This window comes from Streptomyces sp. NPDC048142, from assembly GCF_043202835.1.
Lineage (GTDB): Bacteria > Actinomycetota > Actinomycetes > Streptomycetales > Streptomycetaceae > Streptomyces.
On record NZ_JBIDBC010000003.1, the window covers coordinates 196399 to 214140 of the forward strand.

Below are 17742 nucleotides of genomic sequence, written 5' to 3' on the forward strand. Positions count from 1 at the left end.
GGTAGAGTGGGCAGGTCGTCATCATGCCCGTACAGGGGGAAGCCGGTGCGAATCCGGCGCAGCGCCCCAGCCGTGTCCCGTCCGCCCGACGGCAGCCGGACCGCCCTCCGCGGAGCGTGAGCGGCTCGGGCCACCGGAACCCCGGTGGCCGGCACCGTCGAGGCATACGGGGCCGGAGCCCGGTGCCCTCGTGCGCCCGGGGAGTCCGGCCCCCGCAGGAGAGGCCCAGCCAGCCATGACCGTACGCCGCAGCGCAGCCGCGCTCGCGACCACCGCCGTGCTTCTGGGCGCGGCCGCCCCCGTAGCGGTCGCCGCGCCGAGCCCCTCCCCGTCGGCCGAGCTGCCGGCCGGGCTCTACGGCACCACGGACCCCACGTACGACGGGGTGTGGCGGCAGTCGCTGGCCTTCCTCGCGCAGAAGATCGAGTACGTCACCCCGGCCACCACCGCCGTGGACTGGCTGGCGGGCCAGCAGTGCGACAGCGGCGCGTTCACCTCGTACCGCGACACCTCCAAGCCCTGTGACGCGTCGACGGTGATGGACACCAACGCCACCGCCGTCGCCGTCCAGGCCCTCGTCGAGATCAACCAGCACCGTGACGCCGCGAACAACGGCGCGGACTGGCTGAAGTCCGTGCAGAACGAGGACGGCGGCTGGGGCTACAACCCCGGCAGCCCCAGCGACGCGAACTCCACGTCCCTCGTGATCGGCGCGCTCGCCCGGACCGGGGTCCCGGTCAGCGAGATCACCACCGCCGACGGGAAGACCCCGTACACCGCGCTCCAGACCCTGGCCATCCCCTGCGGGGACAAGGACGGCGGCGCCTTCGCCTACCAGCCGGGCAAGAAGGGCGAGCTGACCGCCAACGCGGACGCCACCGCGGCCTCGGTGCTCGGGCTGATGGGCAAGGGCATCGCCTCCGGCACGTCCAACGCGGTCAAGGACCCCTCCTGCACGAAGGGCGACGACCTCAGCCCGGAGCAGAGCGCCCAGAACGGCGCCTTCTTCCTCGCGGACACGCTGAAGAAGTCGCCCTATCTGGAGCAGGCCCCGATGCCCGGCGCCGAGGACACCGAGCCGCTGCCCGACTACGGCAACACCGCGGACGCGGTCGTCGCGCTCGCCTCCTCCGGGCACAAGGACAAGGCCGAGGCCTCCGTCACCTGGCTGCAGGAGAACGCCACGGACTGGGCGAAGCAGGGCGGCCCGGCCGCCACCGCGCAGCTGATCCTCGCGGCGCACGCCACCGGCACGGACGCCCGCAGTTTCGGCGGCGTCGACCTCGTCAAGCAGCTCAACGCGACCGGTCCCGCCCCGGCCGCCACCGCCATCCCCTCGCCCAGGCCGACCGGTCCGCAGCCCTCCGGCGGCACCAGCAGCGACGACGGCGGGCTGGGGCTCGGGTGGCTGATCGGCATCGGTCTCGCCGCCGGCGCGGGCATCGGCTTCCTGCTCAGCATGCGCCGGAAGAAGCAGCAGCCGTGAGGCGCCCGCCGGTCCCGGCGCGGCTGCGGAGTCCCGTCGTCGCCCTGCTGGCCGCTCTGGTCGCCGCCTCGGCCGTGCTGCTCGGCGCGGGCAGCGCGGAGGCCGCCGGCTACCGCTACTGGTCCTTCTGGCAGGGCAACGGCAAGAACTGGGAGTACGCCACCCAGGGGCCGTCCCTCCTGCACCCGGACGACGGTACGGTCCAGGGCTTCCGGTTCGCCGTGAGCGAGGACTCGGGCGACGCCGCCCAGCCGCGCCGCGCCCCCGACTTCGGGGCGATCTGCGCGGACACCCCGGTGAAGGACGGGGAGAAGCGGGTGGCGCTGGTGATCGACCCGGGTACGGCGGCGGACGCCCCGGACGGAGAGAAGCCGCCCGCTCTGCGCACGGCCTGTGCGCAGGTCGCACCGGACGCCAGCAGTGCGGAGGCGCTCGCCGCGGTGGCGAAGCCGCTGCGGTACGACAGCAGCGCCATGCTCTGCGCGATCTCCGGCTATCCGAAGTCGGGCTGCGGCGAGCAGGTGTCCGGCGGGGACAGCAGTGCGACCCCGTCGAAGACGGCCGACGGCCCGGACACCGCCGACGGCCCGGACACCGCCGATGACGCGGGAGACGAAGGCGACGGGGGCGGCAAAGGCCCCTCCGTCGGGCTCCTCGTCGGCATCGGCGCCGTCCTGCTGCTGGGCATCGCCGCCGTGCTTCAGGCCCGCCGCCGCCGGTGACCGCCTCCCCGGCCCCGGCCGCGGCCCGGCTGCTGCGCCGCGCTCTGCACGCCCCCGAGGCGGACCGCGGCAACGCGCTGCCCGCCGGGGCGTGGTGGCTGTGGGCGCTGGGGCTTGCCACCGCCGCCTCCCGGACGACGAACCCGCTGCTGCTCGGGCTGCTGGTCGGCGTGGCGGGGTACGTGGTGGCGGCGCGGCGCACGGATGCGCCGTGGGCCCGTTCGTACGGCGCGTTCGTCAAGCTCGGGCTGTTCGTCGTGGCGCTGCGGATGGTGTTCTCCGTCTTCCTCGGTTCGTCGATCCCCGGTTCGCACACGGTGTTCGTGCTCCCCGAACTTCCTTTGCCCGACTGGGCGCAGGGGGTGCGGATCGGTGGCCGGGTCACCGCCGAGCAGCTGGTCTTCTCCCTCTACGACGGGATGAAGCTGGCCGCGCTGCTGATCTGCGTCGGCGCGGCCAACTCGCTGGCCAACCCGGCGCGGCTGCTGAAGTCGCTGCCCGGTGCGCTGTACGAGGCGGGAGTCGCCGTCGTGGTCGCGATGACGTTCGCGCCGAACATGGTGGCCGACGTGGTCCGGCTGCGCACCGCGCGCCGGCTGCGGGGGCGGCCGACCGGTGGTGTCCGGGCCGTGGCGCAGATCGGGCTGCCGGTGCTGGAAGGCGCGTTGGAGCGGTCGGTGGCGGTGGCCGCGTCGATGAACGCGCGCGGGTACGGGCGTACCGCCCAGGTCCCGGCCGCCGTCCGGCACACCACGAACGTCCTCACCCTGGGCGGGCTGCTCGGGGTGTGCGCCGGCACGTACGGGCTGCTGGCCGCGCAGGGGGCGGTGTACGGGCTGCCGCTGCTGCTGGCCGGTCTGGTCGCGGCGATGGCCGGGCTGCGGCTCGGCGGGCGGCGCTCGGTGCGCACCCGCTACCGGCCGGACCGGTGGGGTGTCCGGGCCTGGCTGGTGGCGTGCTCGGGGGCGGTGGTCGCGGCGGCGATGATCCGGGCGGGGGCGGTGGATCCGGACGCGTTGCGCCCCGGTGTCGTACCGCTGACCGCGCCGGTGCTGCCGTTGTGGCCCGCCGCCGCGGTGCTGATCGGGCTGCTGCCGGCGCTTGTCGCCCCCGTACCGCCGTCCTCGCCCGGGACCGGGAAGCCGCACCCGCACGGGACCGGGACCGGGAAGACGTCCTCGCCCGGGACCGGGAAGCCGCACTCCCCCAGGACCGGGAAGCCGTCCTCGCACGGGGCCGGGAAACAGGTTCGTATCGGCAAGGAGCAGGCGTGATCAGGTTCGAGCGGGTCTCCGTGCGGTACGAGGGCACGGAGCGCCCCACGCTGTCCGGCGTCGACCTCACGGTCCCCGAGGGCGAACTGGTCCTGCTCGTCGGCCCTTCCGGAGTCGGCAAGTCGACTTTGCTGGGTACGGTCTCGGGGCTCGTCCCGCATTTCACGGGCGGGCTGCTGTCGGGCCGGGTCACCGTGGGCGGCCGCGACACCCGTACGCACAAGCCCCGCGAACTGGCTGATCTGGTCGGCACGGTGGGCCAGGACCCGCTCGCGCACTTCGTCACGGACACGGTCGAGGACGAACTCGCGTACGGCATGGAGTCCCTCGGCCTGGCCCCTGACGTGATGCGCCGCCGGGTCGAGGAGACGCTCGATCTACTGGGCCTGGCCGAGTTGCGCGACCGGCCCATCGCGACCCTGTCGGGCGGCCAGCAGCAGCGCGTCGCGATCGGTTCGGTGCTCACCCCGCACCCGAAGGTGCTCGTGCTGGACGAGCCGACCTCCGCGCTGGACCCGGCGGCAGCCGAGGAGGTCCTCGCGGTGCTCCAGCGGCTGGTGCACGACCTCGGCACGACCGTGCTGATGGCCGAGCACCGGCTGGAGCGCGTGGTGCAGTACGCGGACCAGGTCGTCCTGCTGCCCGCCCCGGGCGCCGCCCCCCTGATGGGGCCGCCCGCCGAGATCATGAAGGTGTCGCCGGTCCGGCCGCCGGTGGCCGAGCTGGGACTGCTGGCGGGCTGGGATCCGCTGCCCCTGTCGGTACGGGACGCCCGGCGCGGGGCGGGCGGGCTGCGGGACAGGCTGGCGGACGCGTCCCCGCCGGCGCGCCCGGAGGCGTCGGCCGAACTGCCCGTCGCGCACCCGCCCCTTCCGCGCATCCCCCGGCCCGGCCGGTTCGCCCGGCTGCTGGGCCGCCGCACGGCCGACGCACCGGTCGTCCCCGTCGCCGGCCCGGTCACCCGGGTCGAGGGGCTCGGGGTGCGGCGCGGCCGGATCGAGGCGCTGCGGCGGGTGACGCTCACCGTGGACCCGGGCGAGACGGTGGCCCTGATGGGCCGCAACGGAGCCGGCAAGTCCACGCTGCTCGGTGCCCTCGTCGGGATGATCGAGCCCACCGCGGGCACCGTGCGCGTCGGCGGCCTGGCCCCCGCCAGGACGGACCCCCGGGCGATGGTGCGCCGGGTCGGGCTCGTACCGCAGGAGCCGCGCGATCTGCTGTACGCGGACACGGTGGCCGCCGAGTGCGCCGCCGCCGACCGGGACGCGGGCGCGGCGGAGGGTTCCTGCCGGGCGCTGGTGTCGGAGCTGCTGCCGGGGGTCGGGGACGACACCCACCCCCGGGACCTCTCCGAGGGCCAGCGGCTCGCCCTGGCCCTGGCGCTGGTGCTGACGGGCCGGCCGCCGCTGTTGCTGCTGGACGAGCCGACGCGCGGCCTGGACTACGCGGCGAAGGCCCGCCTCGTCGGCGTACTGCGCGGGCTGGCGGCCGAGGGGCACGCGATCGTCCTGGCGACGCATGACGTGGAGCTGGCGGCGGAGCTGGCGCACCGGGTGGTGATCCTCGCCGACGGGGAGGTCGTCGCGGACGGCCCGACCGGGCGGGTGGTGGTCTCCTCCCCCGCGTTCGCCCCGCAGACGGCGAAGATCCTCGCCCCGCAGGAGTGGCTGACCGTGTCCCAGGTGCGCGGTGCGCTGGAGGCGGGCGCATGACCGGCACGGACAAGGTGGCGGTACGGGAGCCCTCGGCCCGGCCCGTGCGGCTCGGGCCGAAGTCGGTCGCCGTGCTGGTGCTGACCGGTGCTGTCGGTGTGGTCGCCTTCGGGTGGCCGCTGCTGGCGGACGCCGGGTCCGGGCTGGCGCACGCGCGGGACGCGCCCTGGCTGTTCGCGGCGCTGCTGCCGCTGCTCGTCGCGGTGGCCGTGGCGACGATCTCCGAGTCCGGGATGGACGCGAAGGCCGTCGCGATGCTCGGTGTGCTGGCGGCGGTCGGCGCCGCACTGCGCCCGCTGGGGGCGGGGACGGCGGGCCTGGAGCCGATGTTCTTCCTGATGGTGCTGAGCGGCCGGGTGCTGGGCCCCGGGTTCGGTTTCGTCCTCGGCTCGGTGACCATGTTCGCCTCGGCGCTGCTGACCGGCGGGGTCGGGCCGTGGATGCCGTTCCAGATGCTGTCGATGGGCTGGTTCACCATGGGCGCGGGGCTGCTGCCGGGAGCGGACCGGCTGCGCGGCCGGGCGGAGCCGGCGATGCTGGCGGCGTACGGCTGCGTGGCGGCGTTCGCGTACGGCACGGTGATGAATCTGCAGGGCTGGACGCTCATCGCCGGGCTGGGTTCGGGGATCTCGTTCGTCGCGGGCGACCCGCTGCACGAGAACCTGGTGCGCTTCCTCGCCTATTGCGCGGCGACCTCGCTGGGCTGGGACCTGGGGCGTGCGGTGCTCACCGTGGTCCTGACGCTCACGATCGGCCCGACGCTGTTGAAGGCGCTGCGCCGGGCCACCCGCCGCGCCGCCTTCGACGCGCGCGCCGCGTTCGGGGAGGGCGAGGGGCAGCCGGAGCGGGCGGCCGAGCGGTAGGCCGAGAAGGGTCGGCCGGAGGGGCAGGCTCAGCGGTAGCCCTAGGAGGGCAGCCGGAGGGGCGGCCGAGCGGTAGGCCGAGGACCGGCAGCCCGCGTCGGAGGCCGAGGGCCGGCAGCCCGCGCCGGAGGCCGAGGACGGGCAGCCCGAGGGGACGGCCGAGCAGGGGCGAGCCCGAGGGGACCGTCCCGGGCTCGCCCGGACGGACCGGCCGTCACCGGGTCACAGCCGCTGGATGATCGTGCCCGTCGCCAGGGCCCCTCCCGCACACATCGTGATGAGCGCGAACTCCTTGTCCCGGCGTTCCAGTTCGTGCAGGGCCGTCGTGATCAGCCGGGCGCCCGTCGCGCCGACCGGGTGGCCCAGCGCGATCGCGCCGCCGTTGACGTTGACCTTCTCCAGGCCGTCGAGGTCCGCCTCGAACTCCTGCGCCCAGCTCAGCACCACCGAGGCGAACGCCTCGTTGATCTCGACGAGGTCGATGTCCCGCAGCGACATCCCGGCCTTGCCGAGCACCGCCCGGGTCGCGTCGATCGGACCGTCGAGGTGGAAGTGCGGGTCGGATCCGACCAGGGCCTGAGCCACGATCCGGGCCCGGGGCTTGAGCTTGAGGGCCCGTGCCATGCGCTTGGAGGACCACATGATCGCGCAGGCCCCGTCCGATATCTGCGAGGAGTTGCCGGCGGTGTGGATCGCGCTCGGCATGACGGCCTTCAGCCCGGCGAGCGCCTCCATCGAGGTGTCCCGCAGCCCCTCGTCCCGGTCGACGAGCCGCCACATGCCCTGGCCGGCCGCCTGCTCCTCCTCGGTGGTCGGGACCTGGACGGCGTACGTCTCCCGCTTGAAGCGCTCCTCCGCCCAGGCGGCGGCGGCCCGCTGCTGGGAGAGCAGGCCGAGTGCGTCGACCCGCTCCCGGGTCAGGCCGCGCCTGCGGGCGATGCGCTCGGCGGCCTCGAACTGGTTGGGCAGGTCGACGTTCCACTCGTCGGGCCAGGGCTTTCCCGGGCCGTGCTTGGAGCCGCTGCCCAGCGGCACCCGGGACATCGCCTCGACGCCGCAGCTGATGCCCACGTCGATGACCCCGGCGGCGACCATGTTGGCGACCATGTGCGAGGCCTGCTGCGAGGATCCGCACTGGCAGTCCACGGTGGTGGCGGCCGTCTCGTACGGCAGGCCCACGGCCAGCCAGGCGTTGCGGGCCGGGTTCATGGACTGCTCGCCGGCGTGGGTGACGGTGCCGCCGACGATCTGTTCGACGCAGTCGGCCTGGATGCCGGTGCGGCCCAGAAGTTCACGGTAGGTCTCGCCCAGCAGATAGGCGGGGTGCAGATTGGCGAGTGCGCCTTGGCGCCTGCCGATGGGGGTGCGTACGGCTTCGACGATGACGGGTTCCGCGGCCATGAGCTCGTCCTCTCCTCGCGCTTCCGCAGGGGGCGTCCCGGCGCCCACGGAAGGAACTAGTACGCGTTCTAGTTCTGCAAGCAGTCTCGTGACGGCGACCCGACCGCGCAAGGGGCGTGCACGGACCGCACGCACGCCCCCGGCTGGGGCGGCGGGCCCGCACCGGCACCGGAGGCAACAGATCAGGCCACGGCTCTTGCCACTTGTAGAACTCGTTACTACCTTGCGGGCAGCTTCTGATGGTGCGTCAGACAGTGACGCCCGTCGGACGGTTCGCCGTCAGATCCGGAGTGGAGAGGTGCCCATGCGCTGCCCCCATCTGCCCGACGGGTTCGACTTCACCGACCCCGATCTCCTCCAATCCCGCGTGCCCCACCCGGAGTTCGCCCTGATGCGGGAGACCGCGCCGGTCTGGTGGTGCACCCAGCCGGCCAACATCTCCGGGTTCGGTGACGAGGGCTACTGGGCCGTCACCCGCCACGCGGACGTCAAGTACGTCTCCACGCACCCCGAGTTGTTCTCCTCGAACACCAACACCGCCGTCATCCGCTTCAACGAGACGATCAGCCGCGACCAGATCGACGTCCAGAAGATGATCATGCTGAACATGGACCCGCCGGAACACACCCGGGTCCGTCAGATCGTCCAGCGCGGCTTCACCCCGCGCGCGGTGCGCTCCCTGGAGGCGGCCCTGCGCTCCAGGGCGCGCGGTATCGTCGAGACGGCCCTCGCCTCCGCAGGCGCCGACGGCTCCTTCGACTTCGTGACCGACATCGCGGTGGAGCTCCCGCTCCAGGCCATCGCCGAACTCATCGGCGTACCGCAGGAGGACCGTTCCAAGATCTTCGACTGGTCCAACAAGATGGCCGCGTACGACGATCCGGAGTACGCGATCACCGAGGAGGCCGGCGTCGAGGCGGCCATGGAGATCGTGGCGTACTCGATGAATCTGGCGGCGGCCCGCAAGGAGTGCCCGGCCCAGGACATCGTGAGTCAACTCGTCGCGGCGGAGGGCGAGGGGAACCTGTCCTCCGACGAGTTCGGGTTCTTCGTGATCCTGCTCGCGGTGGCCGGCAACGAGACCACCCGTAACGCGATCAGCCACGGCATGCACGCCTTCCTCACCCATCCCGAGCAGTGGGAGCTCTACAAGCGGGAGCGCCCGAAGACGACGGCCGAGGAGATCGTGCGCTGGGCGACCCCGGTGGTCTCCTTCCAGCGGACCGCCACCCAGGACCTGGAGCTGGGCGGTCAGCGGATCAGGAAGAGCGAGCGGGTCGGGCTGTTCTACTCCTCGGCCAACAACGACCCTGAGGTGTTCGACGCCCCGGAGGCCTTCGACATCACCCGCGACCCCAATCCGCACCTCGGGTTCGGGGGCGGCGGCCCGCACTTCTGCCTGGGCAAGTCGCTGGCCGTGATGGAGATCGACCTGATCTTCGACGCGATCGCCGACGTGCTGCCGGATCTACGCCTCCTTCAGGATCCGCGACGGCTGCGTTCGGCCTGGCTCAACGGGATCAAGCAGCTCCAGGTGACGACGGTCGCGGCCGCGACGACGGACTCCTGACACCGGCCGCCCGAGTGGCGGGGGAGGCCGCGCGGGCGGACCATGGGAGGACGCGGCGATCCACGCCGAAGGGGTGCCGGGACCGGTTTTCCAACGATCCCGGCACCCCTTCGGCCCGCTCACCACTCAGCGAGCGCGGCCGGCGCGGTCGGCCTTGCACAGTCGGCCCTGCGCGCTGCGCCCGGCGCGGTCGGCCCTGCTACTTGCCGCCGACCTTGTCGGCGGGTTCGCGCTCCGGCACGAGGGCGGGCTCGGGGGGCTCGGCGGATTCGGCAGCTCCGCGCTCCCGTACGAGGGGTGGCTCGGCGGACTCGGCGGACTGCGGCTTCGCCGGTCTCGTCGCCGTCCCGGCCATCTGGTCCTGCCCGGTGAGCAGCTTCCGCGGCCCCGCCAGCAGATACGTCAGCCCGAAGCCCAGCGATACGACCAGGGCGCCGCCGGCCGCGTCGAGCACCCAGTGGTTGGCGGTGGCCACGATCGCGGCGATCGTGAAGAGCGGGTGCAGCAGCCCCAGCGCCTTCATCCACAGTTTCGGGGCCAGCATCACGATCACCACACCGCACCACAGCGACCAGCCGAAGTGCAGGGACGGCATCGCCGCGTACTGGTTGGTGACGGTGGTCAGCGTCCCGTAGTCGGGCTTCGCGAAGTCCTGCACCCCGTGGACGGTGTCGATGAAGCCGAGGCCGGGCATGAGCCGGGGCGGGGCCAGGGGGTAGAGCCAGAAGCCGACCAACGCGAGCAGGGTGGCGAAGCCGATGGACGAGCGGACCCAGCGGTAGTCGGCGGGGCGGCGCACGTACAGCACGCCGAGGATCGTCAGCGGGACGATGAAGTGGAACGTGGAGTAGTAGTAGTCGAAGAACTCACGCAGCCAGGTGATCTGGACGACCGTGTGGTTGACCCAGTGCTCGATGTCGATGTGCAGCCACTGCTCGATGGCGTGGATCTGCCGGCCGTGTTCCTCGGCGAGCGGGCGGCCCGCCCTGGCGGCGAGGCGGACCTGGGCGTAGGCGTCGTAGACGACCCGGATGAGCAGGAGTTCCAGCAGCAGGTTGGGGCGGGTGAGGACCCGGCGCCAGAACGGCAGCAGCGGCACGCGCCTCCAGCGGGCCGCGACCGGTTTCGCGTAGTCGGTGGGGACCGGGTGCTGCCAGTACGGCGAGGTGCGGGGCAGGAACGGGGCGAGGCAGGCCGCGCCGAGCGCCGCGAGGAGCAGCACGTTGTCGCGTACGGGGAAGAGCGTCTCGATGTTCGGCAGCAGCATCGTTCCCGGCAGCGTGACGACCAGCAGCACCACGGACGGCCAGACCAGCCGGTCGGAGGCCCGCTTGCCGACCTTGCCGACGACCGCGAGGAGCACCCAGAGCAACTGGTGCTGCCAGGCGGTCGGCGAGACGGCGACCACGACACAGCCGGTCACGGCCACCGCGAGCAGCAGCTGCCCGTCCTGGGCGTACCGCACCGCGCGCCGCAGGCCGATGGCCACGACGGCGGCGGAGAGCACCAGGAACAGGACGATCTCCACGGGGCCTTCGAGACCGAGCCGGAGCAGTGCCCCGTGCAGGGACTGGTTGGCCAGGCTGTCCGGCCGCTCGCCCAGTCCGGCGCCCGCGAGATGGTGCACCCAGTACGTCCACGAGTCCTTCGGCGCCGCGGCCCAGGCGGCGGCCGTGGCGAGGGCGAAGGCCGCACCCGCGCTCACCGATGCCCGCCGCCTGCCGGTCAGCCAGAGCAGGGCGGCGAAGAGCAGCAGCACCGGCTGGAAGGCGGCGGCGAGGCCGACGAGGACGCCCGCCGCCCGGTGCTCCCGGACGGCGAAGCAGGCCAGGAGCACCAGCAGGACGGGCAGGATGCTGGTCTGGCCCAGATGCAGGGAGTTACGGACCGGCAGCGACAGCATGAGCAGGCTGATCGCGACGGGGGCCGCGAACAGGGCCGTCCGGCGGCCCACCGGTGCGGGCAGGGCTCGGGCCGCGATGACGCCGAGGGCGACGACGAGCAGCAGGGACCCGAACGTCCAGGCGACGCCCAGGGTCTGCTGGGCCGAGGCGGTGAGGGGTTTCAGGACCAGCCCGGCGAAGGGCGTCCCGGTGAACTGTCCGCTGTCGTACAGCGAGCCCGTCAGGTGCAGGACTCCGTTCTCCCCGGTCCAGGTCTCCAGATCGAGGAACCGTTCCCCCGGTGGCTGCCGGAGCACCACCGCCGCCTGCCGTACCGCCAGCACGGCCACGACCAGCCAGAGCAGGGCCCGGATCAGCCCGGTCCCCGCTCCCGTGTCCGCCGCCGCGTCACCGCGCACACTGTGATCCGCATTCACCACGCTGCGCCGACCCTCCCACCGTTCCATGCACCACCCCTTCGATTGGGGGCCGTGCCGGATGAAGCCTCGCATTGCCCTACGAGGTAGACACAATCAACCCCCTCTTTGCCTGACTGTCATCCTGCTTTCGTTCCGAAGAAATCGTCCGCATGGCCGTCCGCCTGCCAGGCGGTGGACAACGGGGTGTCCTCGGAGCCGGCCGGCACGACGACACCGAAGGGGCGTTCGAAGGTGATGCGAGAATTCCCGGCATGACCTGGACCGTGACCGCCGAACGATTCGACTCCCCCGATGCGAGCGCACTGCGCCGGGACTACTACGACGAGGTCGCGAGCCGCTACTGGCAGCGGCCCGCGACCGCCGAGGAGATCGACGAGGGTCTCGACGGCGACGGAGCCGACCTGCTCGTACCGCCGACCGGGCAGTTCGTCGTCGGCCGGTACGGGAGCAGGGCCGCGAGCTGCGCCGGGCTGGTGCTGACGGAGGCTGCCGGGCCGGGTACGGCGGAACTGACGCGGGTGTACGTGCGCCCGGCGTTCCGGGGCACGGGCGGCGGCGGGCTGCTGCTGGCCGCGGTGGAGGCGCAGGCCAGGGCGTACGGCGTACGGCTGCTGCGGCTGGACACCCGCAACGACCTGGTCGAGGCGCGCGCGCTGTACACGAAGCACGGGTACCAGGAGGTGCCGGCGTTCCACCGCCGCAGCCCGTACGCGGAGCGCTGGTTCGCCAAGGAGCTGTGACGCGGCACCCCGCGTGTCAGGGGCGCCCACCCCGCGTGTCGGAGGGGTCGGAGGGCCCCACGCCGCGTGTCGAGAGACACTCGCCCCGCGTGTCGGGGGACACCCGTCCCGCATCCCGCGTGTCAGGCGCGCGGGTGGGGGTGGCCGTGGTCGTCGCGGTCGTCGTGGCTCCGACGGTGGGCCTTGCGCTCGTCGTGGCGCAGGTGGGCCTCGTGGTCGCGGGGTGGCCCAGGGGAGTGCGGGCGCTCCCTGGTCGAGCCGCTGACCTCGGCTGCCAGTTCGCTGACGAGATTGACCAGGTCGGTCGGGCGGTCGGGGCCCCACCAGTCGCCGAGGAGTTCGGCGAGGGAGTCCTCGCGGGCCTGGGAGAGGCGGACGACGGCCTCGGCCCCCGAGTCGGTGAGGATCATCTGCAGGCCCTCCCGGCGGGCCAGTCCGCGCTCCTCCACCTGCCGGGCCGCATCGGTGATCACGTGCAGCGGTACGGGAACCGTCTCGGCGAGCCGGGCCGGTTCGACCGTGCCGTGCCGCTTGATCCGCAGGAGCAGCCAGCTGGCCGCGGGCAGCAGGTCGTACCCCGCCCGCGCGGTGATCTCCTCGTAGATCTCGCGGCGCCCCTCCCGGGTGGCGAGCGCCGACAGCGCGCGGGCGCACTCGTCGTACGAGGAACGCTCGACGGGGTTGGAGGCGAGGGTCTGGCTGGTGTCCGGGGCGGTCACCGAGCCCCGGAGCTTGTCCTCGCGGAGGAACCAGGCGAGGACGAAGGCCAGGAGGACGACCGGGACGGCGTACAGGAAGACATCCGTGATGGAGGTGGAGTACGCGCCGAGGACGGAGGGCCGCAGCTCGGCGGGGAGCTGTCCGACGGCCCGGGGGTCGGCGGCCAGCTCCCCCGCGTCGACGCCCGGCGGCAGCGGCTGCCCGGCGAGCGCGTCCGTCAGCCCGCCCCTCAGCCGGTTGGTGAAGATGGTTCCGAAGACGGCCACGCCGAACGCGGCGCCGATGGACCGGAAGAACGTCGCGCCGGAGGTGGCGACACCGAGATCCTGGTAGGAGACGGAGTTCTGGGCGACCAGGACGAGAACCTGCATCACCAGGCCGAGACCGGCGCCGAAGACGAAGAAGAAGGCGCTCATCTGCCAGGTGGAGCTGTTCTCGTCGAGCTGGTGGAGCAGCAGCAGCCCGACGGCGGTGAGGGCCGTGCCCAGGACCGGGAAGACCTTCCAGCGGCCGGTCCGGCTGACGATCTGACCGGAGCCGGTCGAGGTGATCAGCAGGCCCAGCACCATCGGCAGCATGTGCACGCCGGACATCGTCGGGGTGATGTCATGGACCACCTGGAGGAACGTCGGCAGGTAGGTCATCGCGCCGAACATCGCGAAGCCGATGACGAAGCTGATCACGGCGACGAGGCTGAAGGTGCGGATCCGGAACAGTTTCAGCGGCAGGACGGGCTCGGCCGCGCGTCGTTCGGCGGCGATGAAGGCCACGAGCAGCACGGCGGCGAGCACCGCGAGCGCGATGATCTGCGGGGAGCCCCAGGCCCATGTCGTACCGCCGAGGGAGGCGACGAGCACCAGGCTGGTCGCGACGGACGCGATGAGGAAGGTGCCGAGGTAGTCGATGGTGTGCTTCTCGCGGTGGACCGGAATGTGCAGGACGGCCGCGATGACGACCAGCGCGACGACGCCGATCGGCAGGTTGATGTAGAACACCCAGCGCCAGCTGAGGTGTTCGGTGAAGAGGCCGCCGAGGAGCGGACCGAGGACGCTCGTCACGCCGAAGACCGCGCCGAAGAGCCCCTGGTACTTGCCGCGTTCGCGCGGCGCGACGAGGTCGCCGACGATCGCCATCGACAACACCATGAGCCCGCCGCCGCCGAGTCCCTGCAGGGCCCGGAATCCGATCAGCTGGGGCATGTTCTGGGCGATTCCGCAGAGCGCGGAGCCGATCAGGAAGATCACGATCGCGGTCTGGAAGAGCTTCTTGCGGCCGTACTGGTCGCCGAGCTTGCCCCACAGCGGGGTCGCCGCGGTGGCCGCCAGCAGGTAGGCGGTCACCACCCAGGACAGATGGTCGAGACCGCCGAGCTCACTGACGATCGTCGGGAGCGCCGTGGAGACGATGGTCTGATCGAGTGCCGCGAGCAGCATGCCGAGGAGCAGCGCTCCGATCGCCACCAGGACGCTCCGGCGGGAGTGTCCCTCACCGGGGGCCGGGGGCGGCGGGCTCAGCTGGGCCATGGGCGTCTCCTCGATCCACTGATCCACTACACCCCCATCCTGGACGTTCCGTCCCGTTATGGCCTGCCGAGGACGGGCCGAGCCCCCGCGGGCCGTTGGGCTTCCCCGGAGCGGGCTGCATAATCGCAGGCAGCCCAAGGGGAGGGGACCCACGATGACCGGACACGCATGCCCGGAGTGCGGCAGACGGACGGCCGGGGAGCCCGGCACGGAGCACCGGGTGCCGTGCCGGTGCGGCGCGGGCGCACGCTCGGCGCGGCTCACCGAGGACGAGCAGCGTGCCGCCCGTACGGCGGAGATCGCCGCGGCCGAGGACTTCGACCCGCTGCGCATCCGGCCGTACGTGACGCTGACGGACCACGCCGGGGAACCCGGGGGCGGGGGGCCGCAGTCCGGATCCGGTGGCACGCGGGAGGCCGCGGCTTTCGGGGCCGGTCCGACGGAGGCCGACGCTGCGGGGACGGCGGAGGCAGCGGAGGCAGCGGAGGCAGTCACCATGATCATCCCGGGGGCGGCGGCGACCACGATGCCGCTGTTCCTGGGCGCCGACGGCCCGGACGTGGGTACGGGTATGGGTACGGGCACACCCGGCGCCCCCGGCGGCGCGGGTGTCGCAGGCACCCCCGGCGGCGCGGCGTACCCCGTACCGGAGGGAAGCCGCAGACGTACCGCGGGCGCCGAACCCGTCTTCGGCCCCGACCCCGTGCAGCCGCGCCGCAGGCGCCCCTTCGGGGCCCTCGCCGTGGGCGCCGCCGTGGCCGCGGTGGTCGGCACGGCGGCCTTCGCCGGCGGGCTGTTCGGCGGCGACGACAGCCGGGACGAAGCACTGCCGGAGGCCACCACGAGCGCCCCGGACACCGAGAACGAACCGGCCGCGTCGGTGGCCCCTTCCCCCTCCGCTTCGACCACACCGTCCCGTACGCCGTCCGCCTCGGCCACACCGTCCGCCTCGGCGACACCGTCCGCGTCCACCTCGCCGACGAAGAGCCAGGAGCCCACCCCGAGCGCCACCGCGTCCGCGTCGCCGACGGCGAGCGCATCGTCCGCACCGGACGGCGGCGGCGCCTCCCCGGCCCCGTCGTCCGCCGCCCCGCCCGCCGGGCTGACCGGCCCTTCACTGCGGCCCGGCGACCGCGGTCCGGAGGTCGCCGAGCTGCAGGACCGGCTCAAGAACGTGGGGATGTGGCTCTACTCGGGCCCGTCCGACGGGAACTACACCGACCGGGTGGAGCGCTCCGTGGCGATCTACCAGTCGTACAAGGCGATCCAGGGCGATCCGGTAGGTGTGTACGGACCGAACACCCGGCGCGCGCTGGAGGAGGAGCCGAACGGGCGCGGACGCCGCTGAGCCCGGCCGCAGGGCAGGGATTGGCATTCCGCCCCCGGTTTTTGTATCGTGGTGGAACAAAGTAGCTCCCGCCCGCACTCCCTGACCGGGCGGGCGGGGGTTGCTCTGGTACGGGAACACCTCGTACAGGAACACCCGCACGGGAACGCCTCGTACCGCACCGCCCCGCACCTCCCCGTACCGCATCTCCTTCGCAGCCCGTGTACGCCATGCCCAGCGGCACGCGCACCCGGGCTGTTCGCACACCTTCCCGCGTTCTGGAGCAGCCGATGCCCACCACCGTCCTCACCGCACACGCCCTCCTTCTGGACATGGACGGCACCCTCGTGAACTCCGACGCGGTGGTCGAGCGCTGCTGGCGGCGCTGGGCGATCGAGCACGGGCTGGACCCCGAGTCCGCGCTCAAGGTGGTGCACGGCCGTCAGGGGTACGCCACGATGGCCGTCCTGCTCCCGGACCGCCCGGTGGAGGAGAACTACGCGGACAACCGGGTGATGCTCGCCGAGGAGACCGCCGACGTCGAGGGCGTCGTGCCGATCGGCGGGGCGCCCGCGTTCATGGCCGCGATCGCCGAGCTGCCGCACGCACTGGTGACCTCCGCCGACACCGCGCTCGCGACGGCCCGGATGGGCGCGGCCGCACTGCCGATGCCCGCCGTCCGCGTCACCGCCGAGCAGGTCGGCGCCAGCAAGCCGGACCCCGAGGGCTTCCTCAAGGGCGCGGCGGAGCTGGGCTTCGACCCGGCGGACTGCATCGTGTTCGAGGACTCCGAGGCGGGGATCACGGCGGGCCGGGCGGCGGGCATGCGCGTCGTGGGCGTCGGCCCGCGCGCTGCGGCCCTCGCGCCGGACGCCCATGTCGAGGACCTGACGCGGGTGCGGGTGGAGGCGGCCGGGGACGGCTCGATCCGCCTGCACATCAACGAGGCCTGAAACCTCCCCCTCCCCCCTCCCCCCTTCCCTCCTCCGCCCCATCCCTCCTCCACCCCGCCCCCCTCCGGCCCCTGCCTCACCTCCGGCCCCGGAGTGGCTCAGTCCCGGTGCAGCAACCCGCGCGCGACCAGTTCCAGAACGGTCGCGACGGCCACCACCTGGACAGCCATCAGTGCCACCAGGACGAACAGCTGCACGGCGCCCGCCTCCACGGGTGAGGCGCCGCCCAGCAGCATGCCCACGAACGCCCCCGGCAGGGTGACGAGCCCGACCGTCCGGGTCTGGTCGAGTCCGGGCAGCAACGCGTCCGACGCCGCCGGCCGCACGATCTCCAGCCGGGCGTCCCGGTCGAGCAGCCCGAGGGCCATGCCCGCTTCCACCTCACCGCGCCGGCCGGTGAGTTCGTCCAGGGCACGCCGTCCGCCGAGCACGGTCGCGGTGAGCGCCCCGCCGATGAGGATGCCCGCCACCGGAACGAGCGCCAGGCCCCGGACCGGCACGAGCCCCGTGAGCAACAGCGCCCCCACCACGGGCAGCACGCCCGCCCCGATCGGCACGGCCGCCCAGCGCCAGGTGCGGTTGCCGGTGATGCGGCGCCCGGCGGTCCACACCGCCACGGCGAACATCAGCGCCACGAATCCGAGCAGCGGCGCCAGGGAGCGGGCCACCCAGCCGATGAGCAGGGAGACGGCGGCGAGTTGGGCCGCCGCCCGCACCCCGGCGACGAGAATCTCGCGCGACCGGCCCAGCGAGGCCCACGCGGCGACGGCGGCGGCGAGGACCAGCAGGACGGCGAGGACGACGCCGAGGGTGAGGGATACCGGAAGCAGCACGCGGCAACGATAGATCCGCGCCCCCGCCTCCCGTCCTCCCCACACACCCCGGGGCCCACCCAACTCCCCACACCCCGGGGCGCGCCCGACTCCCACACCCCGAGCCCGCCCGACTCCCCCGCCCGGACCACCCGGCCCCCCGCCACTGGGGGCCACGGACGCTCTCCTTACCCTCCCCCGGGGGCACGACCAGCCCCTTCCCTCCCTGCGGGCACGACCGGGAAACCAAGCGCCGCCGGGCACCCACCGGACGTCCAGCACCACCCGAACAAAGCCTCCGTGGCGATCCGCGCGC

Annotated in this window: 13 protein-coding genes; 9 read left to right on the plus strand and 4 right to left on the minus strand. The window is 73.3% G+C overall.

Going from position 1 to position 17742, the window contains the following annotated elements:
* Positions 1-235: 235 nt before the first annotated feature.
* Genes ACGF2Y_RS05790 through ACGF2Y_RS05810 form a run of 5 tightly spaced genes read left to right on the plus strand, consistent with a single transcriptional unit; the run spans position 236 to position 6057 of the window.
* The gene (locus ACGF2Y_RS05790; RefSeq protein ID WP_392943443.1) at positions 236-1486 is read left to right on the plus strand and encodes a prenyltransferase/squalene oxidase repeat-containing protein; all 1251 of its coding nucleotides are present in this window, start codon (positions 236-238) and stop codon (positions 1484-1486) included.
* Positions 1483-2208: an SCO2322 family protein gene (locus tag ACGF2Y_RS05795; protein WP_392943444.1), complete on the plus strand. Its 726-nt coding sequence runs from the start codon at positions 1483-1485 to the stop codon at positions 2206-2208. Before ACGF2Y_RS05790 ends, ACGF2Y_RS05795 begins: the two co-directional genes overlap by 4 nt.
* Positions 2205-3482, plus strand: coding sequence for an energy-coupling factor transporter transmembrane component T (locus ACGF2Y_RS05800; RefSeq protein ID WP_392943445.1), 1278 nt, complete (start codon positions 2205-2207; stop codon positions 3480-3482). The genes ACGF2Y_RS05795 and ACGF2Y_RS05800 overlap by 4 nt, the downstream gene beginning before the upstream one ends.
* Positions 3479-5194, plus strand: a complete 1716-nt coding sequence (locus tag ACGF2Y_RS05805) for an ABC transporter ATP-binding protein (protein WP_392943446.1) — start codon at positions 3479-3481, stop codon at positions 5192-5194. The genes ACGF2Y_RS05800 and ACGF2Y_RS05805 overlap by 4 nt, the downstream gene beginning before the upstream one ends.
* Complete coding sequence (locus ACGF2Y_RS05810; RefSeq protein WP_392943447.1) at positions 5191-6057, plus strand: ECF transporter S component; 867 nt, start codon at positions 5191-5193, stop codon at positions 6055-6057. The genes ACGF2Y_RS05805 and ACGF2Y_RS05810 overlap by 4 nt, the downstream gene beginning before the upstream one ends.
* Before the next feature lie 222 nt (positions 6058-6279).
* Here ACGF2Y_RS05810 and ACGF2Y_RS05815 read toward each other — a convergent pair whose 3' ends face one another.
* Positions 6280-7458 (minus strand): steroid 3-ketoacyl-CoA thiolase, encoded by a 1179-nt coding sequence (locus ACGF2Y_RS05815; protein ID WP_392943448.1) that lies wholly within the window; start codon positions 7456-7458, stop codon positions 6280-6282.
* A 304-nt stretch (positions 7459-7762) separates the two neighbouring features.
* On the opposite strand from ACGF2Y_RS05815, the gene ACGF2Y_RS05820 reads away from it, so the two are divergent.
* A complete protein-coding gene (locus ACGF2Y_RS05820) occupies positions 7763-9028 on the plus strand; it encodes a cytochrome P450 (RefSeq protein ID WP_392943449.1) in 1266 nt (421 codons plus the stop codon).
* A 199-nt stretch (positions 9029-9227) separates the two neighbouring features.
* On the opposite strand, the gene ACGF2Y_RS05825 is transcribed toward ACGF2Y_RS05820, so the two are convergent.
* Complete coding sequence (locus tag ACGF2Y_RS05825) at positions 9228-11378, minus strand: bifunctional glycosyltransferase 87/phosphatase PAP2 family protein (RefSeq protein WP_392943450.1); 2151 nt, start codon at positions 11376-11378, stop codon at positions 9228-9230.
* Positions 11379-11602: 224 nt separating this feature from the next.
* Here ACGF2Y_RS05825 and ACGF2Y_RS05830 point away from each other — a divergent pair, with 224 nt between their 5' ends.
* A complete protein-coding gene (locus tag ACGF2Y_RS05830; protein WP_392943451.1) occupies positions 11603-12091 on the plus strand; it encodes a GNAT family N-acetyltransferase in 489 nt (162 codons plus the stop codon).
* A 122-nt stretch (positions 12092-12213) separates the two neighbouring features.
* Here ACGF2Y_RS05830 and ACGF2Y_RS05835 read toward each other — a convergent pair whose 3' ends face one another.
* Positions 12214-14334: a DHA2 family efflux MFS transporter permease subunit gene (locus ACGF2Y_RS05835; protein ID WP_392943452.1), complete on the minus strand. Its 2121-nt coding sequence runs from the start codon at positions 14332-14334 to the stop codon at positions 12214-12216.
* Between the two features lie 220 nt (positions 14335-14554).
* Between ACGF2Y_RS05835 and ACGF2Y_RS05840 the strand changes: the two genes are divergently transcribed.
* Positions 14555-15682: a peptidoglycan-binding protein gene (locus ACGF2Y_RS05840; RefSeq protein WP_392943686.1), complete on the plus strand. Its 1128-nt coding sequence runs from the start codon at positions 14555-14557 to the stop codon at positions 15680-15682.
* 269 nt (positions 15683-15951) lie between these two features.
* The gene (locus ACGF2Y_RS05845; RefSeq protein WP_392943453.1) at positions 15952-16614 is read left to right on the plus strand and encodes an HAD-IA family hydrolase; all 663 of its coding nucleotides are present in this window, start codon (positions 15952-15954) and stop codon (positions 16612-16614) included.
* Between the two features lie 98 nt (positions 16615-16712).
* Here the strand turns inward: ACGF2Y_RS05845 and ACGF2Y_RS05850 are convergent, their stop codons facing one another.
* Positions 16713-17447: an ABC transporter permease gene (locus tag ACGF2Y_RS05850; protein ID WP_392943454.1), complete on the minus strand. Its 735-nt coding sequence runs from the start codon at positions 17445-17447 to the stop codon at positions 16713-16715.
* Positions 17448-17742 lie beyond the last annotated feature (295 nt).

Excerpts from the sequence above, each read along its gene's own strand:
- ACGF2Y_RS05835 (WP_392943452.1), bottom strand. The coding sequence starts at position 14,334 with ATGGCCCAGCTGAGCCCGCCGCCCCCGGCCCCCGGTGAGGGACACTCC.
- ACGF2Y_RS05810 (WP_392943447.1), top strand. The coding sequence starts at position 5,191 with ATGACCGGCACGGACAAGGTGGCGGTACGGGAGCCCTCGGCCCGGCCC.
- ACGF2Y_RS05790 (WP_392943443.1), top strand. The coding sequence starts at position 236 with ATGACCGTACGCCGCAGCGCAGCCGCGCTCGCGACCACCGCCGTGCTT.
- ACGF2Y_RS05815 (WP_392943448.1), bottom strand. The coding sequence starts at position 7,458 with ATGGCCGCGGAACCCGTCATCGTCGAAGCCGTACGCACCCCCATCGGC.
- ACGF2Y_RS05830 (WP_392943451.1), top strand. The coding sequence starts at position 11,603 with ATGACCTGGACCGTGACCGCCGAACGATTCGACTCCCCCGATGCGAGC.
- ACGF2Y_RS05845 (WP_392943453.1), top strand. The coding sequence starts at position 15,952 with ATGCCCACCACCGTCCTCACCGCACACGCCCTCCTTCTGGACATGGAC.
- ACGF2Y_RS05825 (WP_392943450.1), bottom strand. The coding sequence starts at position 11,378 with ATGGAACGGTGGGAGGGTCGGCGCAGCGTGGTGAATGCGGATCACAGT.
- ACGF2Y_RS05820 (WP_392943449.1), top strand. The coding sequence starts at position 7,763 with ATGCGCTGCCCCCATCTGCCCGACGGGTTCGACTTCACCGACCCCGAT.